The sequence below is a fragment of the Hyphomonas sp. NPDC076881 genome, from assembly GCF_050269995.1.
Taxonomy (GTDB): Bacteria; Pseudomonadota; Alphaproteobacteria; order Caulobacterales; family Hyphomonadaceae; genus Hyphomonas.
Window position 1 is genome coordinate 23,149 of the sequence record NZ_JBNNJJ010000005.1, and the last position, 19,387, is coordinate 42,535.

General features: G+C 59.4%; 18 protein-coding genes. All 18 read left to right on the forward strand.

The genetic code is table 11. The features are described from left to right. Positions 1 to 2: 2 nt before the first annotated feature. The 18 genes from nuoN to ACQKI2_RS07000 all read left to right on the forward strand — a co-directional run bounded on the left by nuoN (position 3) and on the right by ACQKI2_RS07000 (position 19,377). Positions 3 to 1,436, forward strand: coding sequence for an NADH-quinone oxidoreductase subunit NuoN (gene nuoN / locus ACQKI2_RS06915; RefSeq protein WP_427378967.1), 1,434 nt, complete (start codon positions 3 to 5; stop codon positions 1,434 to 1,436). Beyond that, positions 1,433 to 2,170 (forward strand): biotin--[acetyl-CoA-carboxylase] ligase, encoded by a 738-nt coding sequence (locus ACQKI2_RS06920; RefSeq protein ID WP_427378968.1) that lies wholly within the window; start codon positions 1,433 to 1,435, stop codon positions 2,168 to 2,170. The genes nuoN and ACQKI2_RS06920 overlap by 4 nt, the downstream gene beginning before the upstream one ends. Beyond that, positions 2,171 to 2,941, forward strand: coding sequence for a type III pantothenate kinase (locus tag ACQKI2_RS06925; protein WP_427379142.1), 771 nt, complete (start codon positions 2,171 to 2,173; stop codon positions 2,939 to 2,941). A 77-nt stretch (positions 2,942 to 3,018) separates the two neighbouring features. Then, positions 3,019 to 4,635, forward strand: a complete 1,617-nt coding sequence (locus ACQKI2_RS06930; protein ID WP_427379143.1) for a ribonuclease J — start codon at positions 3,019 to 3,021, stop codon at positions 4,633 to 4,635. Between the two features lie 6 nt (positions 4,636 to 4,641). Further along, entirely contained in the window at positions 4,642 to 5,070 is a 429-nt protein-coding gene (gene mce, locus ACQKI2_RS06935) for a methylmalonyl-CoA epimerase (RefSeq protein ID WP_427378969.1), read from the forward strand. Next, positions 5,070 to 5,309, forward strand: a complete 240-nt coding sequence (locus ACQKI2_RS06940; protein ID WP_427378970.1) for a DUF1467 family protein — start codon at positions 5,070 to 5,072, stop codon at positions 5,307 to 5,309. Before mce ends, ACQKI2_RS06940 begins: the two co-directional genes overlap by 1 nt. Positions 5,310 to 5,356: 47 nt before the next feature. Next, positions 5,357 to 6,676 carry a proline--tRNA ligase gene (gene proS, locus ACQKI2_RS06945; RefSeq protein WP_427378971.1) on the forward strand — a complete coding sequence of 440 codons (1,320 nt, stop codon included), beginning with the start codon at positions 5,357 to 5,359 and terminating at the stop codon, positions 6,674 to 6,676. Then, positions 6,676 to 7,956, forward strand: a complete 1,281-nt coding sequence (locus tag ACQKI2_RS06950) for an ABC transporter permease (RefSeq protein WP_427378972.1) — start codon at positions 6,676 to 6,678, stop codon at positions 7,954 to 7,956. Before proS ends, ACQKI2_RS06950 begins: the two co-directional genes overlap by 1 nt. Further along, positions 7,953 to 8,639, forward strand: coding sequence for an ABC transporter ATP-binding protein (locus ACQKI2_RS06955; protein WP_427378973.1), 687 nt, complete (start codon positions 7,953 to 7,955; stop codon positions 8,637 to 8,639). The genes ACQKI2_RS06950 and ACQKI2_RS06955 overlap by 4 nt, the downstream gene beginning before the upstream one ends. 79 nt (positions 8,640 to 8,718) lie before the next feature. Beyond that, positions 8,719 to 12,141 (forward strand): DNA polymerase III subunit alpha, encoded by a 3,423-nt coding sequence (gene dnaE, locus ACQKI2_RS06960; RefSeq protein WP_427378974.1) that lies wholly within the window; start codon positions 8,719 to 8,721, stop codon positions 12,139 to 12,141. Between the two features lie 138 nt (positions 12,142 to 12,279). Beyond that, a complete protein-coding gene (gene rpsB, locus ACQKI2_RS06965; RefSeq protein WP_035599986.1) occupies positions 12,280 to 13,071 on the forward strand; it encodes a 30S ribosomal protein S2 in 792 nt (263 codons plus the stop codon). A gap of 38 nt (positions 13,072 to 13,109) precedes the next feature. After that, positions 13,110 to 14,015, forward strand: coding sequence for a translation elongation factor Ts (tsf, locus tag ACQKI2_RS06970; RefSeq protein WP_427378975.1), 906 nt, complete (start codon positions 13,110 to 13,112; stop codon positions 14,013 to 14,015). A 113-nt stretch (positions 14,016 to 14,128) separates the two neighbouring features. Continuing rightward, on the forward strand, positions 14,129 to 14,884 hold the full coding sequence (pyrH, locus tag ACQKI2_RS06975; protein WP_427378976.1) for a UMP kinase: 756 nt from the start codon (positions 14,129 to 14,131) through the stop codon (positions 14,882 to 14,884). Next, positions 14,881 to 15,435: a ribosome recycling factor gene (gene frr, locus ACQKI2_RS06980; RefSeq protein ID WP_427378977.1), complete on the forward strand. Its 555-nt coding sequence runs from the start codon at positions 14,881 to 14,883 to the stop codon at positions 15,433 to 15,435. Before pyrH ends, frr begins: the two co-directional genes overlap by 4 nt. Then, positions 15,435 to 16,193, forward strand: a complete 759-nt coding sequence (locus ACQKI2_RS06985) for an isoprenyl transferase (RefSeq protein ID WP_427378978.1) — start codon at positions 15,435 to 15,437, stop codon at positions 16,191 to 16,193. The genes frr and ACQKI2_RS06985 overlap by 1 nt, the downstream gene beginning before the upstream one ends. Then, a complete protein-coding gene (locus tag ACQKI2_RS06990; RefSeq protein ID WP_427378979.1) occupies positions 16,193 to 17,011 on the forward strand; it encodes a phosphatidate cytidylyltransferase in 819 nt (272 codons plus the stop codon). The genes ACQKI2_RS06985 and ACQKI2_RS06990 overlap by 1 nt, the downstream gene beginning before the upstream one ends. After that, entirely contained in the window at positions 16,908 to 18,209 is a 1,302-nt protein-coding gene (dxr, locus tag ACQKI2_RS06995; RefSeq protein ID WP_427378980.1) for a 1-deoxy-D-xylulose-5-phosphate reductoisomerase, read from the forward strand. Before ACQKI2_RS06990 ends, dxr begins: the two co-directional genes overlap by 104 nt. A gap of 4 nt (positions 18,210 to 18,213) precedes the next feature. Next, positions 18,214 to 19,377 carry a M50 family metallopeptidase gene (locus ACQKI2_RS07000; protein ID WP_427378981.1) on the forward strand — a complete coding sequence of 388 codons (1,164 nt, stop codon included), beginning with the start codon at positions 18,214 to 18,216 and terminating at the stop codon, positions 19,375 to 19,377. The last annotated feature ends 10 nt before the right edge of the window (positions 19,378 to 19,387 follow it).

Below are 19,387 nucleotides of genomic sequence, written 5' to 3' on the forward strand. Positions count from 1 at the left end.
CGATGCTCGACACTCAATCCATCCTGCAGGCGCTTGCGCCCGAACTCTGGCTCGCTGCGTCCGGCCTTATCCTGGTGCTGGTCGGCGCCATAGTCGGGGAGCGCTTCAACAGCCTCTCCTACAAGGTAGGCGCGCTGGTTCTGTTTGGGGCGGCGGCCCTGTCTGCCATCCACCTCCAGGGTGGCGAGGCGTTCAATGGTCTCGTCAAGACGACAACCTTCACCAACTTCACCAAGGTCATCAGCTTCACGTTGGCTGGCGTTGCTGTCTTTGTGTCGGAGGGCTTTCTGAAGCGCCATGGCATCAGCCGCTACGAATACCCGCTGCTGATGGTTCTCGGTTCTCTCGGTATGGGCATCACCCTGTCGTCAAACGACCTGATGACGCTCTATATGGGTATCGAAACGCTGAGCCTTTCATCCTACGTGCTCGCAGCTTTCCACCGGGACTCGGCTCGGTCATCCGAGGCAGGCCTCAAATACTTTGTTCTTGGCGCGCTTGCCTCTGGCATGCTGCTCTACGGCGCGTCCCTCGTTTATGGGTTCACGGGCACGACGTCCTTTGACGGTCTGACGCTGGCAGGGGAGTCTGTAGGGGCCATGTTCGGCATGGTGCTGATGATTGTCGGCCTGGCGTTCAAGATCTCTGCTTCGCCTATGCACGTCTGGACGCCGGACGTTTATGAAGGTGCGCCCACACCGGTCGTTGCGTTCTTCGCGTCGGCGCCGAAATTTGCATCATTGGTCGTCTTCGCCAATGTGATGTTCACGCTGTTCGGCAGTGTGATCCATCAGTGGCAGCTCATCGTGGCAATCGTGGCGGGGCTCTCGATGATTGTCGGGTCACTCGGTGGCCTGACGCAAACCAACATCAAGCGTCTGCTCGCCTATTCGTCGATTGCCAATGTCGGCTATGCACTGGTCGCGGTGGCGGCGGGGCAGGCGCTCGGCGCGGCGGCGCTGCTCACCTTCTCCACGATCTACGTTGTCTCTTCGCTGGGTCTCTTTGCCGGTGTTCTGGCAATGCGCCGCCGGGGCGGCATGGTCGAGAGCATCCAGGAGCTTGGCGGGCTTGCGCGCCGCCAGCCGGTATTTGCCATTGCGATGACGGTTCTCGTTCTTTCCGTCGCCGGATTGCCGCCGTTTGGAGGCTTCTTCGGCAAATACGAAGTCCTGCGCGCGGGCGTGGATGCCGATCTTGTCCCGCTGGCCATTGTGCTGGTCATCGCCTCTGTAGTCTCGCTCGGATATTATCTGCGGCTTCTGAAAGTGATGTGGTTCGATGAACCGAAGGAAGCTTTCGAGCGGGTGGATGTGTCCGTGCTTGGCACCGTGATCGCTTGCGCTGTGGTGGCTGGTGTCGTGTTCATGATCTTCATCGGAGAACTCGGTACAGGTGGCTGGGCAAGCTATGCTGCTGCGGGTCTGGCCCCTTGAGCGCTTCCTGGCCGGTTTACCGGTTTGAAGAGATAGACAGCACCAACACCGAGGCAAAACGGCGGGCCGGCGGCTCCGGGCAGTTCGACGACCAATGGATCGTGGCGGCGTCCCAGTCCGCAGGCCGCGGCCGCCAGGACAGGGTCTGGTCTTCGCCCGTCGGGAACATCTTCACCACGGCGCTCTTTGCCGAACCTGGCGGCATTCCTGTCGCGTTGCGGGTCCCCTTTGCGGCGGCCATGGCGGTGGTGGATACCGTGCGGACATTTGCGCCTGACGCGCCAGTTCAGGTGAAATGGCCCAACGATGTAAGGATCGCCCAGCAGAAGGTGTCCGGTATCCTGGTTGAAACAGGCGGTACCGGCACAGATCTCTGGGTCGCCGCGGGTACCGGCATCAATGTGGCCTACGTGCCGGACAATGTGGGGCAGGCAGCGACTAGTCTCAACGTGCTGAGTGGTAGAAATCTTGAACTAAATCAAGTTATTGGTGTTTATCACTCGGCCTTTGAGGCGCGGATCGCGCAGGCGCGCAGAGGCTTTGAAAGCCTCCGTCAGGACTGGCTCGGTTATGCCGAAGGCAGGGGGCAGGAAGTCTCCGTTCGCGTCGGCGAAGCCTTTGTGCAGGGTGTATTTGAAGATCTCGACCTGGACGGCGCGCTGCGTCTGCGGTTGCCCGATGGGGGGGCGCGCATCATAAGAGCGGGCGAAGTCAGCCTCATCGGACAAGCTTGAATCATGCTTCTGGTCATCGACGTCGGCAATACCAACACCGTGTTTGCGCTGCATGATGGGCAGAATTGGGTCAACCAATGGCGCAGCGCAACAGATTCAACCAAGACCGCCGATGATCACGCATCCTGGCTCTGGCGTCTGGCAGACATGCAGGGGGTCGACCTCTCGGAGGTAAAGGGGTGTGTCGTCTCCTCCGTGGTGCCGCACGCACAGTTCAATTTCAGAAATCTTGCGCGCCGCTACCTCAATGTCGAGCCGCTGTTTATAGGCGAGCCGGGCCTGAAGACAGGCATGAACCTCAGGGTTCGGCATCCGGAACAGGTGGGCGCAGACCGCATCGTGAGCGCGCTGGGCGCGCATGTCGCTTATCCGGGTGATCTGGTGGTGATCGACAGCGGCACGGCCACAACATTCGACATTGTGTCCGCCGATGGTGCGTTTGAAGGTGGCATCATTTCGCCGGGTATCTATCTATCCATGAGGGCGCTGCACGACGCGGCGGCCCAGTTGCCCCGAATCGCCATCCAGAAACCGGCGCAGGTAATTGGCAAAGACACGGTCTCTGCCATGCAGTCCGGCGTATTTCTTGGATACATTGAGTTGATTGATGGTCTCGTGCGCCGGATCAAGGCCGAATGGGGGCGCCCCATGACGGTGATCGCCACAGGGGGCGTCGCCTCCCTGTTTGAAGGCGCCAGCGAGACCATTGATTATTATGACCAGGACATCCTCATCCGGGGGCTTCTGGAAGTCTGGAAGCGGAACCGTTGACCATTAGAGATACCTCCTTCGATCAGTCCAAGGACGAGCTTGTCTTTCTTCCCCTCGGCGGATGCGGCGAGATCGGGATGAACCTGAATGCGTATGGCTATGGCCCGCCCCATGCCCGGAGGTGGATTGTCGTGGATGTGGGGGTAACCTTCGGAAACTCGGAAACACCCGGCATTGATCTGATCTGCGCCGATCCCGATTTTCTCGTGGGCGAGCAAATTGATGCGGTCTTCCTCACCCACGCACATGAGGATCATATCGGCGCTGTGGGGCTGCTTTATCCTCTGCTGCGCACCAAAGCGCCAATTTATGCGACTCTCTTCACCTGCGAGCTCGTCCGCTCAAAGATGGATGAGCGCGGGGTGGATCATAAATGGCTGAAGACGGTTTCGATGGGCGCGACGGTCAAAGCCGGTCCCTTTGAAGTAACCTATGTGACGCTCACGCACTCCATTCCCGAGCCTAATGCACTCGCAATCCGGACACCTGCCGGCGTCATCCTGCATACGGGCGACTGGAAAATAGACCCCAGCCCGCAAATCGGTGCGACTACGGACATTGAGGGGCTGACCGCGCTGGGCGATGAAGGCGTTCTCGCCATGGTGTGCGATTCCACCAATGTGTTCGAAGATGGTGAAGCGGGGTCGGAAGAGACTGTACGCCAGGGTCTGATCGAGTTGATTGCAGAGCAGAAACAGGCTGTCGCGGTCACCACCTTTGCCTCCAACGTGGCGCGGGTGAAGTCGATCATCGATGCGGCCAACCGGGCCGGACGCAGCGTCTGCCTTGTCGGGCGAAGCATGCACCGCGTCACGGCGGCGGCCAAGGCGGTTGGCATTCTGCCTGCGCGCCTCGATTTCGTGGATGAGGCGGAAGCCGGTTATCTGCCTCCCGAAAACATTCTCTATCTCTGCACCGGTAGCCAGGGCGAGGCCAATGCTGCGCTCTCCCGCATAGCGAGGGGAGACCACCGCCATGTGGCGCTGCGCGAAGGGGATAGCGTGATCTTCTCCTCGCGCCTCATCCCCGGAAATGAGAGCAGCGTTTACAGCCTTCAGAATACTCTGGCGGAGCAGGGGATCCGGGTCATTCACCCCCGGATGGTTCCGCAAACAATCCACGTATCCGGCCATCCTTGCCGGGATGAGCTGCGCCGGATGTACCAGTGGGTGCGGCCGCGTATCGCTGTGCCGGTCCATGGTGAACGCAGGCATATTCTCGAACATGCTGCTTACGCCCGGTCGCTGCAGGTGCCGGAAGCCGTGGCGCCCCGGAATGGCAGCCTCATCCGCCTCGCACCGGGCGAAGCAGAAATTCTGGATGAGGTGCCCGCCGGCCGCCTTTTCCTGGATGGCAGCCGTCTGGTGCCGGAAGGAGCTCAGGGCCTGATCGAGCGCAAGCGCCTGAATAATAGCGGTATCATCTTCGCAACCGTGAGCCTGGATCAGACCGGGCGCATTGTCGATGGACCGGTCGTTGTCGCGAAAGGGCTTTCCGAGACCGATGGCCGCGTGGCCGAGGAAAGTCTTGAAATCCTTGATGACGCCGCCGAGGCGGCGCTTGCCGGCCTTTCGAAGAAAGACCGCGGCGATGATGAGGCGATCGAGCGCGTTATGGGCCGTGCATTGCGAAAGGCTTGTGATATCAATTTCGGCCTGAAGCCGATGATTGAAGTGGTTGTGCTGAGGAGCTGAGATTTTATGAGCGAATTCAAGATCGGGCCGCTGAACCATGTCGGCGTTGCGGTGCCCAACATCGAGCAGGCCTGCGAAACCTACCGGACGCTGTATGGCGCAACGGACATTACGACACCGTTCGATATGCCTGAGCAGGGCGTGAAAGTCTGCTTCGTGAACCTCCCCAACAGCCAGATCGAGCTGATCGAGCCGCTGAATGACGCTTCGCCGATCGCGAATTTCCTGAAGAAGAACCCGGCCGGCGGCCAACATCACGTCTGTTTCGAAGTAGCGGACATCAATCAGGCCATGACCGAAATGGAAAAGCGCGGCGCCACCGTGCTGGGCAAACCGCGTATCGGCGCTCATGGCACCATGATCATTTTCGTTCACCCGAAGAACTCCAACGGCGTTCTGGTGGAACTGATGGAAACGCCCAAAGGTCACCACTGATGGGGATTGCGGGCGCCACAATCGTTTTTGTTCTGGGGTGGTGGATCACCTTCTTCGCCGTTTTGCCAATTGGGGTGAAAGGGCAATGGGAAGATGAGTCCACCACGCCCGGTACGGAAGAGGGGGCGCCCAAGAACCCGATGCTGGTCAAAAAAGCGATTTGGGCCACCATTGGCGCAGTGGTGATCACGGCGGTTGCTGCGCTGGTTATTCCTCTCCTGCTTGCCGAACCGGTCTAGCTCCGGCTAGTGAGCGTGAAAGAATTCCGTAAAAGTCTGGATGATTCATGCGCCTGTCGAAGTTTTTCCTGCCTGTTTCCAAAGAAGCTCCGGCAGATGCCGCGATCGTTTCGCATCAGTTGATGCTGCGTACTGGTATGATCCGCCAGAATGGTGCGGGGATCTACTCCTGGTTGCCATTGGGCTTCCGGGTGTTGAAACGGATCGAGCAGATCGTGCGGGAGGAGATGAACCGTTCCGGCGCGATCGAGATGCTGATGCCCACGCTGCAGCAGGCAGACCTCTGGCGTGAGTCAGGCCGTTATGACGATTACGGCAAGGAAATGCTCCGCATCAAGGATCGCCATGAGCGGGATATGCTGTATGGCCCGACCAATGAGGAATTGGTCACGGACGTTTTCCGCACCTATGTGAAAAGCTACAAGCAGCTGCCGCTGAACCTCTATCACCAGCAATGGAAGTTCCGCGACGAGGTGCGCCCCCGCTTCGGCGTCATGCGGGGCCGGGAGTTCCTGATGAAGGATGCCTACTCCTTCGATTTGACGGAAGAGGGCGCCCGGGCGGCTTATCGCAAAATGTTCTGCGCCTATCTGAACGCCTTTGACCGGATGGGGCTGACAGCCATTCCGATGCGGGCCGACACTGGCCCGATTGGCGGGGATCTCAGCCACGAGTTCATCATCCTGGCGGAGACAGGTGAGAGCGCGGTGTTCTGTGACAAGGCCCTGCTGGACCTGCCGGCGCCAGGCCTTGATCTGGATTTCGATGCGGACCTGACGCCTTTCGTCGAAGAGCGGACGGGATATTACGCCGCCACTGAGGAAATGCACGACGAAGCAGCCTTCAACGCGCTGCCGGAAGATCGCCGCGTGTCGGCGCGCGGTATCGAGGTTGGCCACATCTTCTACTTTGGCACTAAATACTCCAAACTCATGAATGCCGTCGTGCAGGGGCCGGATGGGCAGATGGTGCCCGTCCAGATGGGCAGCTACGGCATCGGCGTGTCTCGCCTGCTCGGCGCCATCATTGAAGCCTGTCACGACGAAAACGGTATCGTCTGGCCCGAAGCCGTTGCGCCTTTCGATGTCGGCCTAATCAACATGCGCCCGGGCGACGAGGCATGCGATGCCGCATGCGAAACTCTGTATGCGGCCATGACCGCAGCGGGCCGCGAAGTGCTCTATGACGATACGGATGATCGCGCCGGGGCCAAGTTTGCGCGGATGGATCTGATCGGTTTGCCTTGGCAAACGACGGTTGGTCCACGCGGCGTGGCCGAAGGCAAGGTTGAGGTAAAAAACCGCAAGACCGGCGAGAAGCACGACGTCACAATTGAAGACATGCTGGCCCAGCTGAAAGGCTCCTGATGAGCGCGACGCCCTCTGCCACTCCGTTCGGCAAGTTGGAGCGGACGCTTGCCTGGCGATACCTGCGGGCACGCCGGGAGCATGGCGGCGCAAGCTTGATTGCGGTGATCTCGTTCATCGGCATTTTCTTTGCCGTCGCCGCACTGATCATTACCATGTCGATCATGAGCGGGTTCAGGGCGACCCTGCTGGACGCGCTTCTGGGCGGAGAGCCTCACATTTCGGCCGCTGTGGATGGTATCCCCCAGGATGAGGCTCAGGCGCTTGCCAAGGTAATTTCCGAAACGCCGGGCGTGGTCAGCGTTTCGCCTTACATTGAGCAGTTTGTGCTCCTCTCCGCCAACGGCGTCCGCACCGGCGGCGTTGTAAGAGCAGTGCCCCCAGCAGACCTTAAAACCATGCCGATCCTGAAGGATGGCGGCGCGGCGGCTTTGGCGGCTGGATTTGGCGAAGGCCGGAATGGCGGAAATGTCATCATGATTGGCCAGTACCTCGCCGCCAATCTCGGTCTTCAGCCAGGGGATAGCGTTGAAGTCGTGACGTCTCAGATGCGGTCTGGCCCGATCGGGCAGACGCCGATCAGCAAGGCTTACATCGTAGGGGACATCTTCCGCACCGGTTCCGCGCAGCTCGACAATGTGTATGTCTTCATGCCGATGGAGCAGGCCCAGATCCTGTTTCAGTCGAAGGGCCGCTACCAATATCTGGATGTGCGCGTAAAAAATCCGGATGCAACCGAGATCGTGATGCAGCGTATCGCGGAAGCAACCGGCTACAGCCTGCTGCTGCGTGACTGGAAAACCAAGAACCGCACCTATCTTGGCGCGCTACAGACAGAGCGCGTCATGGTGCGCCTTCTGGTGACCATTATCATGATGATCGCCACACTGAATATCATCGTCGGTGTGGTCATGCTGGTAAAGAACAAGACACGGGATGTCGCAATCCTTCGTACGATTGGCCTCAGCCGCGGCGGCGTGCTGAGGGTTTTCCTGATGGTGGGGACCGTTCTTGGTTCTCTCGGCGCGCTGCTGGGAATGGTCGTCGGTGTTCTCTTTATCCTGAATATTGGCCCGATCGAGGCGCTTATCAATCTGGCCATTGATGGAGAGGTATTCCCGGCCGAACAGTATGGGCTCGATCATCTCCCGGCAGTTCTGGACTGGGGGGAAGTGTTCAGCACAGGCGCCTATGCGCTTGTCATGTCGATGGTTGTCTCGTTGATCCCGTCTATCTGGGCCTCGTCCCAGGATCCGGTGAAAGCCCTGAGGTTCGAATGACACAGCCTGTACTCGAACTTATCGGGATTGACCGCACCTACCGCACGGCAGCTGGGGCGCTGCCGGTGCTGCGGGGCACAGATCTGCGCGTTTCGCCGGGAGAGCTGGTTGGCCTGGTTGGGCCGTCAGGTTCCGGAAAGTCCACTCTCTTGCACACGGCCGGCTTACTTGAGCGGCCAGAAGGCGGATCGATATTTCTCGATGGAATTGATTGCCTGAAGCTCAACGACAATGGCCGCACCGGCATCCGCAGGCGGAAGATCGGCTTCGTGTACCAGTTTCATCACCTGTTGCCCGAGTTCAACGCCATCGACAATATCGCGATGCCGCTGATGATTGCCGGGGTAAAGAAATCAAAGGCCAGAGAAAAGGCGTCCCGCCTGCTGGCAGAGATGGGGCTTGAAGAGCGCGCCTTCCATCAGCCCGGCCAGCTTTCAGGAGGCGAGCAGCAGCGTGTCGCCATTGCCCGCGCGCTTGCCAACGACCCGAAACTCGTGATTGCCGATGAGCCAACAGGGAATCTGGATCCGGCGACAACAGAGCGAGTTTTTGGAACGCTCATCAAGATGGTGCGGGAAGAGGGGGCCGGGGTGCTTGTCGCGACCCATAACCTGGCGCTGACCCGGCATATGGACCGCGTCCTGACCCTTCAGGATGGCAAACTGGTCGACTACACAGAGTGATCCTTTGTGGACTGCTGGCGGCAGATGCTTCCAGCTTTGCTGATTCGGTGAGATTATCCGCGCGGAAGAGGATTGCCGCGTGACGAAACCCGTTTTTATCCATCTTGCTGTCCGCTCCAGCTATTCGCTGCTGGAGAGCATGATTACGCCTTCAGACTTGGCAAAATGGTGCAAGCAGCACAGCATGCCCGCGATGGCGGTGACCGACCGGAACTGTCTCTTCGGCGCGCTGGAGCTGTCACTGAAGCTGACAGACTATGGGGTCCAGCCCATCATGGCCTGCTGCTTCGACGTTACCGATGGCTCGCCCAAGGCTGAGCCTTTCCGGCTGACCGCTTATGCCCAAGATGACGTGGGCTACAAGCGCCTCATGTTCCTCTCTTCGCGCGCCTATCTGGAGGCAGAGGACGGTGTGCCGCGCCTTCACAAGAAATACCTGCTCGAGAATACGGAAGGGCTTATCCTTCTGACGGGCGGCTCTGAGGGCGAAATTGCGCGGCACATTCTGAAGGGGCGCATGGCCGATGCGCGGACAGAGCTGGCGACGCTCGCGGCCGCCTATCCGGGGCGCTGCTATGTCGAGATCACGCGCCATGGCACTCAGGACGAGATCAAGACGGAACAGGGGCTGGTGGAACTCGCCTACGAACTCGGCCTGCCGATTGTCGCCACCCATGACGCCCGCTTCATGAAGCCGGATGACGTCACGGCTCATGATGCCATGATGTGCATCGCCAATGGGCAATATCTGGGGCAGGACGACCGCAAACGGGTTGAGCCGGATCAGTATCTGAAATCTCCCGAAGAGATGGTGGCCCTGTTCGATGATCTTCCTGAGGCCATCGCCAATACCCAGGAAATCGCCCTGCGGTGCTCGGTACGGGCTGAAACCCGAAAGCCGATCCTGCCTAACTTCAGCAAGGAAGGGCGCTCGGAAGCAGAGGAGCTTGCCTATCAGGCGCGCCAGGGTCTGGAACAGCGCCTGGCGGAAGCAGACCGTCTTTATGCGGATCGAGATAAGTACTTTGAACGCTTGGACTATGAACTCGGCATCATCGCCCGCATGGGGTTTCCCGGCTACTTCCTGATCGTTTCCGACTTCATCAAGTGGGCGAAAGTCAATGGGATTCCGGTCGGGCCCGGCCGGGGGTCGGGCGCGGGCTCTCTGGTTGCCTGGGTGTTGTCGATCACCGATCTGGATCCTCTGCGGTTTGACCTTCTGTTCGAGCGCTTCCTAAACCCTGAGCGCGTTTCGATGCCCGACTTTGACGTGGACTTCTGCCAGGAGCGGCGCGGCGAAGTGATCCGCTATGTGCGCGAGAAATACGGCGCAGACAGCGTGGCTATGATCATCACCTTCGGTACGCTTCAGGCAAAGGCCGTTGTGCGCGATGTGGGCCGGGTGATGCAGATGCCTTACGGGCAGGTGGACCGGCTTGCCAAGTTGATCCCCTTCAACCCCGCCAAACCGCCGACGCTTGATGAGGCGATTGCCGCAGAGCCGAAGTTTGATGAGGAAATCGCGGCAGACCCGCGCGTCGGGGAATTGATTGATACGGCGCGGGCGCTGGAAGGCATGTACCGCAACGCCGGTACGCACGCTGCCGGTGTCGTCATTGCAGATCGCCCGCTTGTTGAGTTGGTACCGCTCTATAACGATCCGCGTGCTGATCTTCCGGCTACACAATTCAACATGAAATACGCCGAGATGGCGGGTCTGGTGAAGTTCGACTTCCTTGGACTCAAAACCCTCACGGTGATCGACCGGGCGCTGAACTTCATCCGGCGGGATGGCGGTGAAGTGGGGCCTGCCTGGCGGAGCATGGATGATCCGGCGACATATGAGCTGATGGCAAGCGGCGAAACGCTGGGTGTGTTCCAACTCGAAGGCGCGGGCATGCGCGACACGCTACGCCGCGTGCGGCCCAACAACATTGAAGACCTGATCGCCATCATCTCGCTCTACCGGCCCGGCCCGATGGAGAACATCCCCGTTTATGTTCAGGGCAAGGAAGATCCCGCCTCTGTGCGCTACCAGCATCCCGATCTCAAGCCTGTGCTGGAGGCGACCTATGGTGTGCCTGTATATCAGGAACAGGTCATGAGGATGGCGCAGGAGATTGCGGGCTATTCTCTGGGGGAGGCAGACCTTCTCCGCCGCGCGATGGGTAAGAAAAAACTCGAAGAGATGATTGCGCAGCGCAAGCGGTTCGTGGAAGGCGCGGCCACCAATAAGGGGATGAAGGAATCCCTCGCCAACGAAATCTTCGACACGATGGAGAAGTTCGCCGGCTACGGCTTCAACAAATCTCACGCAGCCGCCTATGCGCTGATCGGCTACCATACGGCTTTCCTGAAATGCCACTATCCGAAGGAGTTCTTGGCCGCGTCGATGAGCCTTGATATCGGGAACACCGATAAGCTCGCGGCTTTTTTCCAGGAAGCCAAACGTCTGCGGATCCGGGTGTTGGCGCCCGCGATCAACTCGTCACAGCCGGATTTTGACGTGAATGCGGATGGGATCGTCTACGCGCTTGGCGCCATCAAGGGCGTTGGCATTGAGGCGATGAAGCATGTCGTCGCTGTCCGCACTGAGGGTGGCCAGTTCAAGGATCTCTATGATTTCGCCGAGCGGGTCGATCCAAGGCATGTGAACAAGAAAGCGCTGGAATCTCTGGCCAAGTCTGGCGCTCTGGATGGGCTGGAAGCAAACCGGGCGCGCGTGTTCGCAGCGGTTCCGTTGCTGGCTCAATATTGTGCCAGCCAGGCCGAAGATCGCCAGGGCGGGCAGGGGGGATTGTTCGGCGAGGCTGAGCCGGCGCTGCGCCCAGATTTTCCGCCCTCTAAGCCCTGGACGGCGCAGCAGAAGTTAGACGAAGAGTTCAAATCCATTGGCTTTTATTTCTCCGGTCATCCGCTGGACGATGTCCTGACCTCGATTGACCGGGACCGCGTGACCCTCGCCATGGAGATCCATGAGCGCGCCGCGGACGGCAAGCCGCTGGAAATGATCGGGATCGTGCGTTCGAGAAACGACAAGCCGAGCAAGAATGGCGGTAAATTCGCGTTTCTGACGATTTCGGACCCCACAGGCGAGCTTGAGATGATGGTCTTCAATGAAGGCCTTCAGCAATACGGAGACCTGCTCCAGCCTGGCAAAGCCGTGGCCATTACAGTGACGGCCAAGCTCAATGGCGAGGAACTCCGCCTCAATCTCGACCGGGCGATCGAACTGGAAGACGCGAGGCTGTCAAAGCCTTCAGGCTCTTTGCTCGTTCGTCTTGGTCCTGATTCAAATCCAGCAGATCTGGCCGGGGTGGTGCGCCGGCTGGAGCAGCTTCCCGATGGCGACAGGGGTATCATTTTCATCGAGCTTATCCTCGAGGATGGCCGCATCGTGACGATGAGACTGCCCCAAACCTACACAATTGGGCTGCGCGCCCAGCGCGCCCTGAAGGAAGTTCCGGGGGTGGAGAAGGTCGATCCGCGCCAGGCAGCCTGAATCCACGGCGTTTTGGGACTTGTTGTTTCGCCTGAATTGAGTATACGGCGCGCATTCTAAACCATGTCGCGGGTGCATCCGGTGCGACGGGATTTCCCGTAGTTCCCCCTGCGACGGCCAACCGGATGGAGAAAATCGATGGCCCTTCCTGACTTCTCGATGCGTCAGCTGCTCGAGGCTGGTGTTCACTTTGGTCACCAGACCCACCGCTGGAACCCCCGCATGAAGCCGTATATCTACGGCGAGCGTTCCGGCATCCACATCATGGACCTTTCGCACACGGTTCCGGCGCTTCATCAGTCGCTGGTCTTCGTGCGTGATACCGTCGCCAAAGGCGGCCGTATCCTGTTCGTGGGTACCAAGCGTCAGGCTCAGGAGCCCATCGCTGAAGCCGCCCAACGCTGCGCTCAGTACTACATGAACCATCGCTGGCTCGGCGGCACGCTGACCAACTGGTCGACCGTTTCCAACTCGATCAAGCAACTGCGCGAACTGAACGCGATGTTCGAGAGCGGTGGCGGCGCCGGCCTGACCAAGAAAGAGCTGCTCGACCTGCAGCGCCGCCGCGAGAAGCTGCAGAAATCGCTCGGCGGTATCGCAGACATGGGCGGCCTGCCGTCCGCCATCATCGTGATCGACACGAACAAGGAAGCGATCGCTGTTCAGGAAGCCCGCAAGCTCGGCATTCCGGTGGTTGCTGTCCTCGACACCAACTGCAACCCGGCCGACGCGGACTATGGTTTCCCCGGCAACGACGACGCCGCTCGTGCGATCTCCCTTTACTGCAACCTGTTTGCAGATGCCGTGCTCGACGGTCTGGCTGAATCCACAGCAGGTCTCGGCGTTGATCTTGGCGCGGCTGCGGACATTGCGTCTCTGGCGGATGCCGACGTCAAACTGGCTGACGAAGAAGCTGCAGGCGAAGCTTAATCGCTTCTCCTGCCAACCCAAGATGAAGGAACAATCTCATGGCTGAGATTACTGCTGCACTTGTGAAGGAACTGCGCGAGAAGACCGGCGCAGGTATGATGGACGCCAAGAAGGCGCTCGTCGAAAACAATGGCGACCAGGCCGCTGCGATCGAATGGCTTCGCGCCAAGGGGCTGTCGAAGGCTGCCAAGAAATCTGACCGCGCGGCTGCAGAGGGCCTCGTTGCCGTCAAGCTGTCCGCAGATGGCAAGTCCGGCGCAATCGTCGAGCTGAATGCTGAAACGGACTTCGTTGCGCGCAATGAAATCTTCCAGAAGTCGCTCGATGGCATCGCTGAGGCCGCTCTGAAGGTCGATGGCGCGGTTGATACGCTCGCTGGCGCCCCTTCGCCGGACGGCGAAGGCAGCGTTGACGACCTCATCAAGCGCATGATCGCCACCATCGGTGAAAACATGACGCTCCGCCGCTTTGCCAAGCTCTCGGCTGACGGCCGTGTTTCGGCTTACGTTCACAATGCGGTGGTGCCCGGCATGGGCAAGGTTGGCGTTCTTGTGGCGCTGGATGGGTCGGGCGACCTTGAAGACGCTGGCCGCAAGGTTGCGATGCATATCGCCGCTACGTCGCCGGCCGCTGCCACCACGGCAGAGCTTGATCCTGCGCTTGTCGAATCGGAAAAGCGTGTTCTGACCGAGCAGGCCCGCGAGAGCGGCAAGCCGGACGCCGTCATCGAAAAAATGATCGTTGGCCGGATGCAGAAGTTCTACAAGGAAGTTGTTCTGGTTGAGCAGCCTTTCATCATGGACACTGACAAAACGGTCGGCGAATTCCTGAAAGAGCAGGGCGCTACCCTTAAAGGCTTTGTTCACTACAAACTCGGTGAAGGCGTGGAAAAAGCTGCGGACAACTTCGCTGACGAGGTTGCTGCGCTCACAAAAGGCGCCTGATCGGGCTTGCCTTTCGGCCCGCGAGGGGCTTTGAACAATCCCGGCTGCCCCCCTCAGGAGTGGCCGGGATTATTGTATCCAGTGCTCATAATAAAAGAGAGTGGGGTTTCGTTATGCCGTCCGGCGAGCCTGAAACTGGCGAACTGAAATATCGTCGCGTTCTTTTGAAGCTCTCAGGCGAGGCGCTGATGGGAAGCGGGCAGTTCGGGATCGATATTCCGACCTGTGAGAAGTTTGCCCGGGCAATTGCCGATGCGCGGGAAGCCGGCGCGGAAATTTGCCTGGTTATCGGCGGCGGCAATATCTTTCGGGGCGTCGCGGGCGCTGCAAAAGGTATGGAGCGCGCCCAGGCCGACTCCATGGGAATGCTGGCGACCGTGATGAATGCGCTCGCAATGCAGAGCGTGCTTGAGAATATCGGCGTACCCACCCGCGTTCAGTCGGCGCTGAACATGGATGCCATCTGCGAACCCTATATTCGCCGGCGCGCCCAGCGGCACATGGAGAAGGGCCGCGTGGTGATTTTCGCGGCCGGCATTGGCAATCCCTTCTTCACGACGGATACCGGCGCTGCGCTGCGCGCGATCGAGATGAATTGCGACGCGCTGCTGAAGGGGACGCAGGTCGATGGCGTCTATACCGCCGATCCGAAGCTGGACGCGACGGCTACCCGCTACCATCAGGTAGCGTATCAGGAGCTCCTGGCGAAAGACCTTCGCGTTATGGACTCCTCCGCCGTCAGCCTGATGAGAGACAACAATGTTCCGATCGTGGTTTTCTCGCTCAAAGAGGAAGGTTCACTGCTGAATGTCCTTTACGGGCGGGGCACATCCACGACGATTACCAATGAGGGAGCAGAGAAGCCATGAGCTATAGCAAACAGGACATCGAGCGCCGGATGGAAGGCGCGCTCGCGTCTCTGGCGTCGGAATTCGCGGGTTTGCGGACCGGGCGTGCCTCCGTGAACCTTTTGGACAGCATCCAGGTGCCGGCTTACGGTGGTGTGTCACCTTTGAGCCAGGTCGCTTCGGTGACCGTTTCTGACACGCGGATGCTGTCGGTGAACGTGTGGGACAAGGCTGTGGTAGGCGCCGTTGACCGGGCCATCCGCGAGTCCGGCCTCGGCCTGAACCCGGTTATGGATGGGCAAAACCTCCGTATTCCGATCCCGCCCCTCAACGAGGAACGCCGGGTAGAGCTGACCAAGATTGCCGGCAAGTATGCGGAGGCTGCCCGCGTCGCGGTGCGCAATGTGCGCCGCGACGGTATGGATGCCCTCAAGAAGGCTGAGAAGGATGGCGAGATCAGTGAGGATCGTCACAGGGCCCTGACGGACGAGGTGCAGAAACTCACCGATGCGTTTGTAAAGCGCGTGGATGAGGCGCTGAAATCCAAAGAAGCGGAGATCATGCAGGTCTGATGTCGCGGGCAGCTGCCCCTCTCGACCCTGTACCGGCGGGTGAACAGCCCGCCGCCCCTCGCCATGTGGCGATAATCATGGATGGAAATGGCCGCTGGGCTACGGCGCGCCATCTACCCCGGTCGGCTGGTCATGAGCGGGGCGTTGAGGCCTTGCGGCGGACAGTTGATGCGGCCGGCGAACTCGGCATCAAATATCTCACCGTCTTTTCTTTCTCCACGGAGAACTGGCGGAGACCGCCAGCAGAAGTGAACACCCTGTTTGCCCTACTGAAGGCGTATGTTCAGCGAGATCTCGGCCGCCTCAAGGCGGAAGGCGTGCGGATACGGATCATCGGCCAGCGTGAAGGTTTGCCCCCGGATATTGCCAACCTCGTCAAGAAGGCGGAGCTGGAGACGAGCGCCAACACCCGCTTCAATCTAACGATTGCTTTCAATTATGGGGCGAGGGACGAAATACTTCGCGCCGTGCAGGCGGTTGCGCGCGACGTGAAAGCGGGGATTCGCGATGAGAACATCTCCGAATCAGAATTCGCAGCCTATCTGGACACAAGCGGTCTCCCCGACCCGGACCTCCTGATCCGCACGAGCGGAGAATTCCGGATAAGCAATTTCCTGCTTTGGCAGGCAGCCTACGCCGAACTGCTGTTTTGTGACGTTCTTTGGCCGGATTTTGGCCGATCCCATCTTGAAGAAGCCCTAAAAAGCTACAATGAACGGGAACGCCGTTATGGCGCGGTGACTCCGGGAGCAGGTTGATGGGCGACTGGACGCCAGCCGAAAGGCGGTTTTCCGAACTTCCTGTCCGTTTGGCGTCTGCTTTCATTCTGATCCCGATGGCCCTGGGCGCTGTCTGGATGGGGGGCTGGTGGCTAGCAGCGGCATGCGCGTTGTTCGGATATGTCATGATGCTGGAATGGTGCGCGATGAGCGCGACGCCGCATCACCATCTGCTCGCGGGGCTTGGCGGGCTTTTCGCGGCCTCGTTCCCGCTCGATAACCTCGCCATTACGCTCTCGATAGCGGTGGCGGGATTGTCTTTGGCCTTGGTGGCCGCCCGCGCTGGCGTTCACACGCGAATTGCTGCGGGTTTCGGGGTTGTCTACGTTTTCGGGATGCTCTCTGGCCTCTACCTGCTTCGGGAAGGGGACTGGGAGGGCCGTTCGGCGGCGCTTTACTTCATGTCGTTTGTCTGGGCATCCGACGCAGCCGCCTACTTCTTCGGCCGGGCGATCGGCGGGCCCAAACTTTTGCCGAGTGAAAGCCCGAATAAGACGTGGAGTGGTGCAATTGCTGCTGTCATCGTGTGCGCAATCTGTGGTTATTTCGCTGCGATGATAGAAGATGTCGATCCCGTCATCTGGATCATCTCAGGGATAGCAATATCGATCGTGGCACAGGTGGGCGACTTGTTTGAAAGCGGACTAAAACGCCGTTTCAAGGTCAAGGATTCGGGAAAGATACTTCCCGGCCATGGAGGCCTTCTGGATCGCGTGGATGGTCTCGGCGCGGTCAGCGTTGCCGGAAGCCTTGCGCTTTGCGTCCTCCCTGGTTTCGCGGCATCTTTGGGGCTGTGAACTGATGGTGCGCAGGGTCTCTATTTTTGGATCCACGGGATCCATTGGCCGGTCAGCGTTCGACGTGATTCGCCACGCCATGGAGACCGGGGCTGCTGAATTTGAAGTCGAGGCTCTTGCTGCCGGCCAAGATGCCGAGAAATTGGCGGACCAGGCCCGTGTCTTGCGGCCTCGCATCGCGGTTATCGCTGATGAAAGCCGCTTGGGTGAACTCACGGCCCGTCTGGCGGGGACTGGAATAGAGGTGGCGGCAGGCGCCGCCGCACTTAACGAGGCTGCCGCCAGATCGTGCGACAGGGTTCTGGCGGCCATTGTGGGCGCAGCGGGCCTGGAATCCACCTTAGCGGCCATCTGCGCCGGCAATGATGTCGCCATCGCCAACAAGGAAAGCATCGTCTGCGGTGGCCCGCTGATGCTTCAGGAAGCGAAAAAGTCGGGCGCGCGGGTTCTTCCCGTCGATTCTGAGCACAGCGCGATTTTCCAGAGCCTTGGTGACGGCAAACAGCTGGAGCGGCTGACTATCACAGCGTCGGGCGGGCCATTTCGCACATGGACCCTGGAGCAAATGGAGCGGGCGACCCCGGGACAGGCAGCCGCCCATCCTGTCTGGTCAATGGGTATCAAGAACTCCATCGACAGCGCGTCGCTTATGAACAAGGCGTTGGAGTTCATAGAAGCGGCAGTACTTTTCGATGTGCCCGCTTCTGAGATCGATGTTCTGGTTCATCCGCAATCCATTATACACGGAATGGCGCATTTCAGTGATGGCTCCGTGATCGCTCAGCTGGGCACACCGGATATGAAAACCCCGATAGCCTACGCTCTGGGGTGGCCGGACCGGATACCTACGAGCGTCACCCGGCTCAATCTTGCGCAGATTTCGAGGCTGGAATTTACCGAAGTTGACGAAAATCGCTTCGCCTCGATCCGTCTCGCGCGGCAGGCAATGAATGCCGGCCCGGGCGCGCGGGTGATATTAAATTGCGCTAATGAAGCGGCAGTTTCCGCCTTTGTTGCTGAAAAATGCGGGTTTCTGGATATCGCAAGGGCGGTGGAAGCCGCACTCGAGCGCTTTTCATCGAGTAATTTTGCCTCTAGCAAATGCGAAACGCTTGAAGAGATAGCAGAATTAAGCCGATACGGGCATTTCCTAGCGTCCGATTGGTTAAGCAACGCCCCAAGCCGGGCAGGGGGATGATCGAGTGGATCAGATTCTGAGCCAGGGGCCGCTCTTCCTTGCTTGCCTGATATTCATGATGGGCATCGTGGTGGTCATTCATGAATTTGGTCACTATCTGGCCGCTCGCCTGTATGGCGTGGCCATTGAATCCTTTGCTGTGGGCTTCGGCAAACCCCTTGTAGAGGGGCGCGACAAGCGGGGAACCCGGTGGCGCATCAACTGGATACCCCTCGGTGGGTTTGTCAGCTTCCTGCCAGCGGCAGCGCGCCTTGAGGATGGCCCCCACGCCGATATTGTCGGCAAGTCTTTTGACGACCTGAAACCCATTCCCAAGATTGTGGTCAGTCTTGCGGGCCCATTTGCGAACTTTGTGCTGGCAACGCTGATCTTCGCGCTGGCCCTCGGTGTGTTCGGGACACCGAAATTCGAAGTTCAGATAACGCATGTGTCTGAGGGTATGCCCGCCCAGGAGGCTGGGCTTTTGCCCGGAGATGTGATCCGCCAGATCAATGGCCGGGAAATCTTCAGCGGCGCCGACGTTACGACAATGGTGCTCGTCAGTCCCAACAAGGCGATGAACTTCGTCGTGGAGCGGGGTGGGCAGCCGCTGAGCCTGGCTGTCACGCCGCTTGAGGTTGTCCGGCCTAACGAATTTGGACAGATCGTGCCTCAGAGCACGGCAGGCTTCAATCTGGCCCACACCGAGCTGATAGAGCGGGTACAATATGGCCCGATCGGCTCCCTGGTCGCCGGAACGGCTCAAACCGGCCGGACCATTGATCAGACCGTCAAGATGCTAAGCCGAATCGCTACCGGCAACATGTCTGTGCACACCATGTCTGGGCCTGTCGGGGTGGGTGACATTTCCCGTCGCGCGGTCAACCGGGTGATGGAGCAGACTCAACTCACGTCCTGGCAGAAGACAGAGCAATTGTTCTGGATGCTTATGAGTGTTTGTGCGGCAGTTTCTGTAGGTGTGGGGTTTTTCAACCTGTTGCCACTGCCAGTGCTGGATGGCGGTCGTGTTGTGTTTCATGCATACGAAGCAATCACGGGAGCGAAACTCCCAAGCCAGGTGGAAGCCTTCGCCTTGAGAGCGAGTGTGTTCCTTCTGCTGCTTATGGTGGTGGTTATCACATGGGGAGATGTGATTGAAACGGGCGTATTTGGACGGGGTGGTGGCTGACGGAATGTCG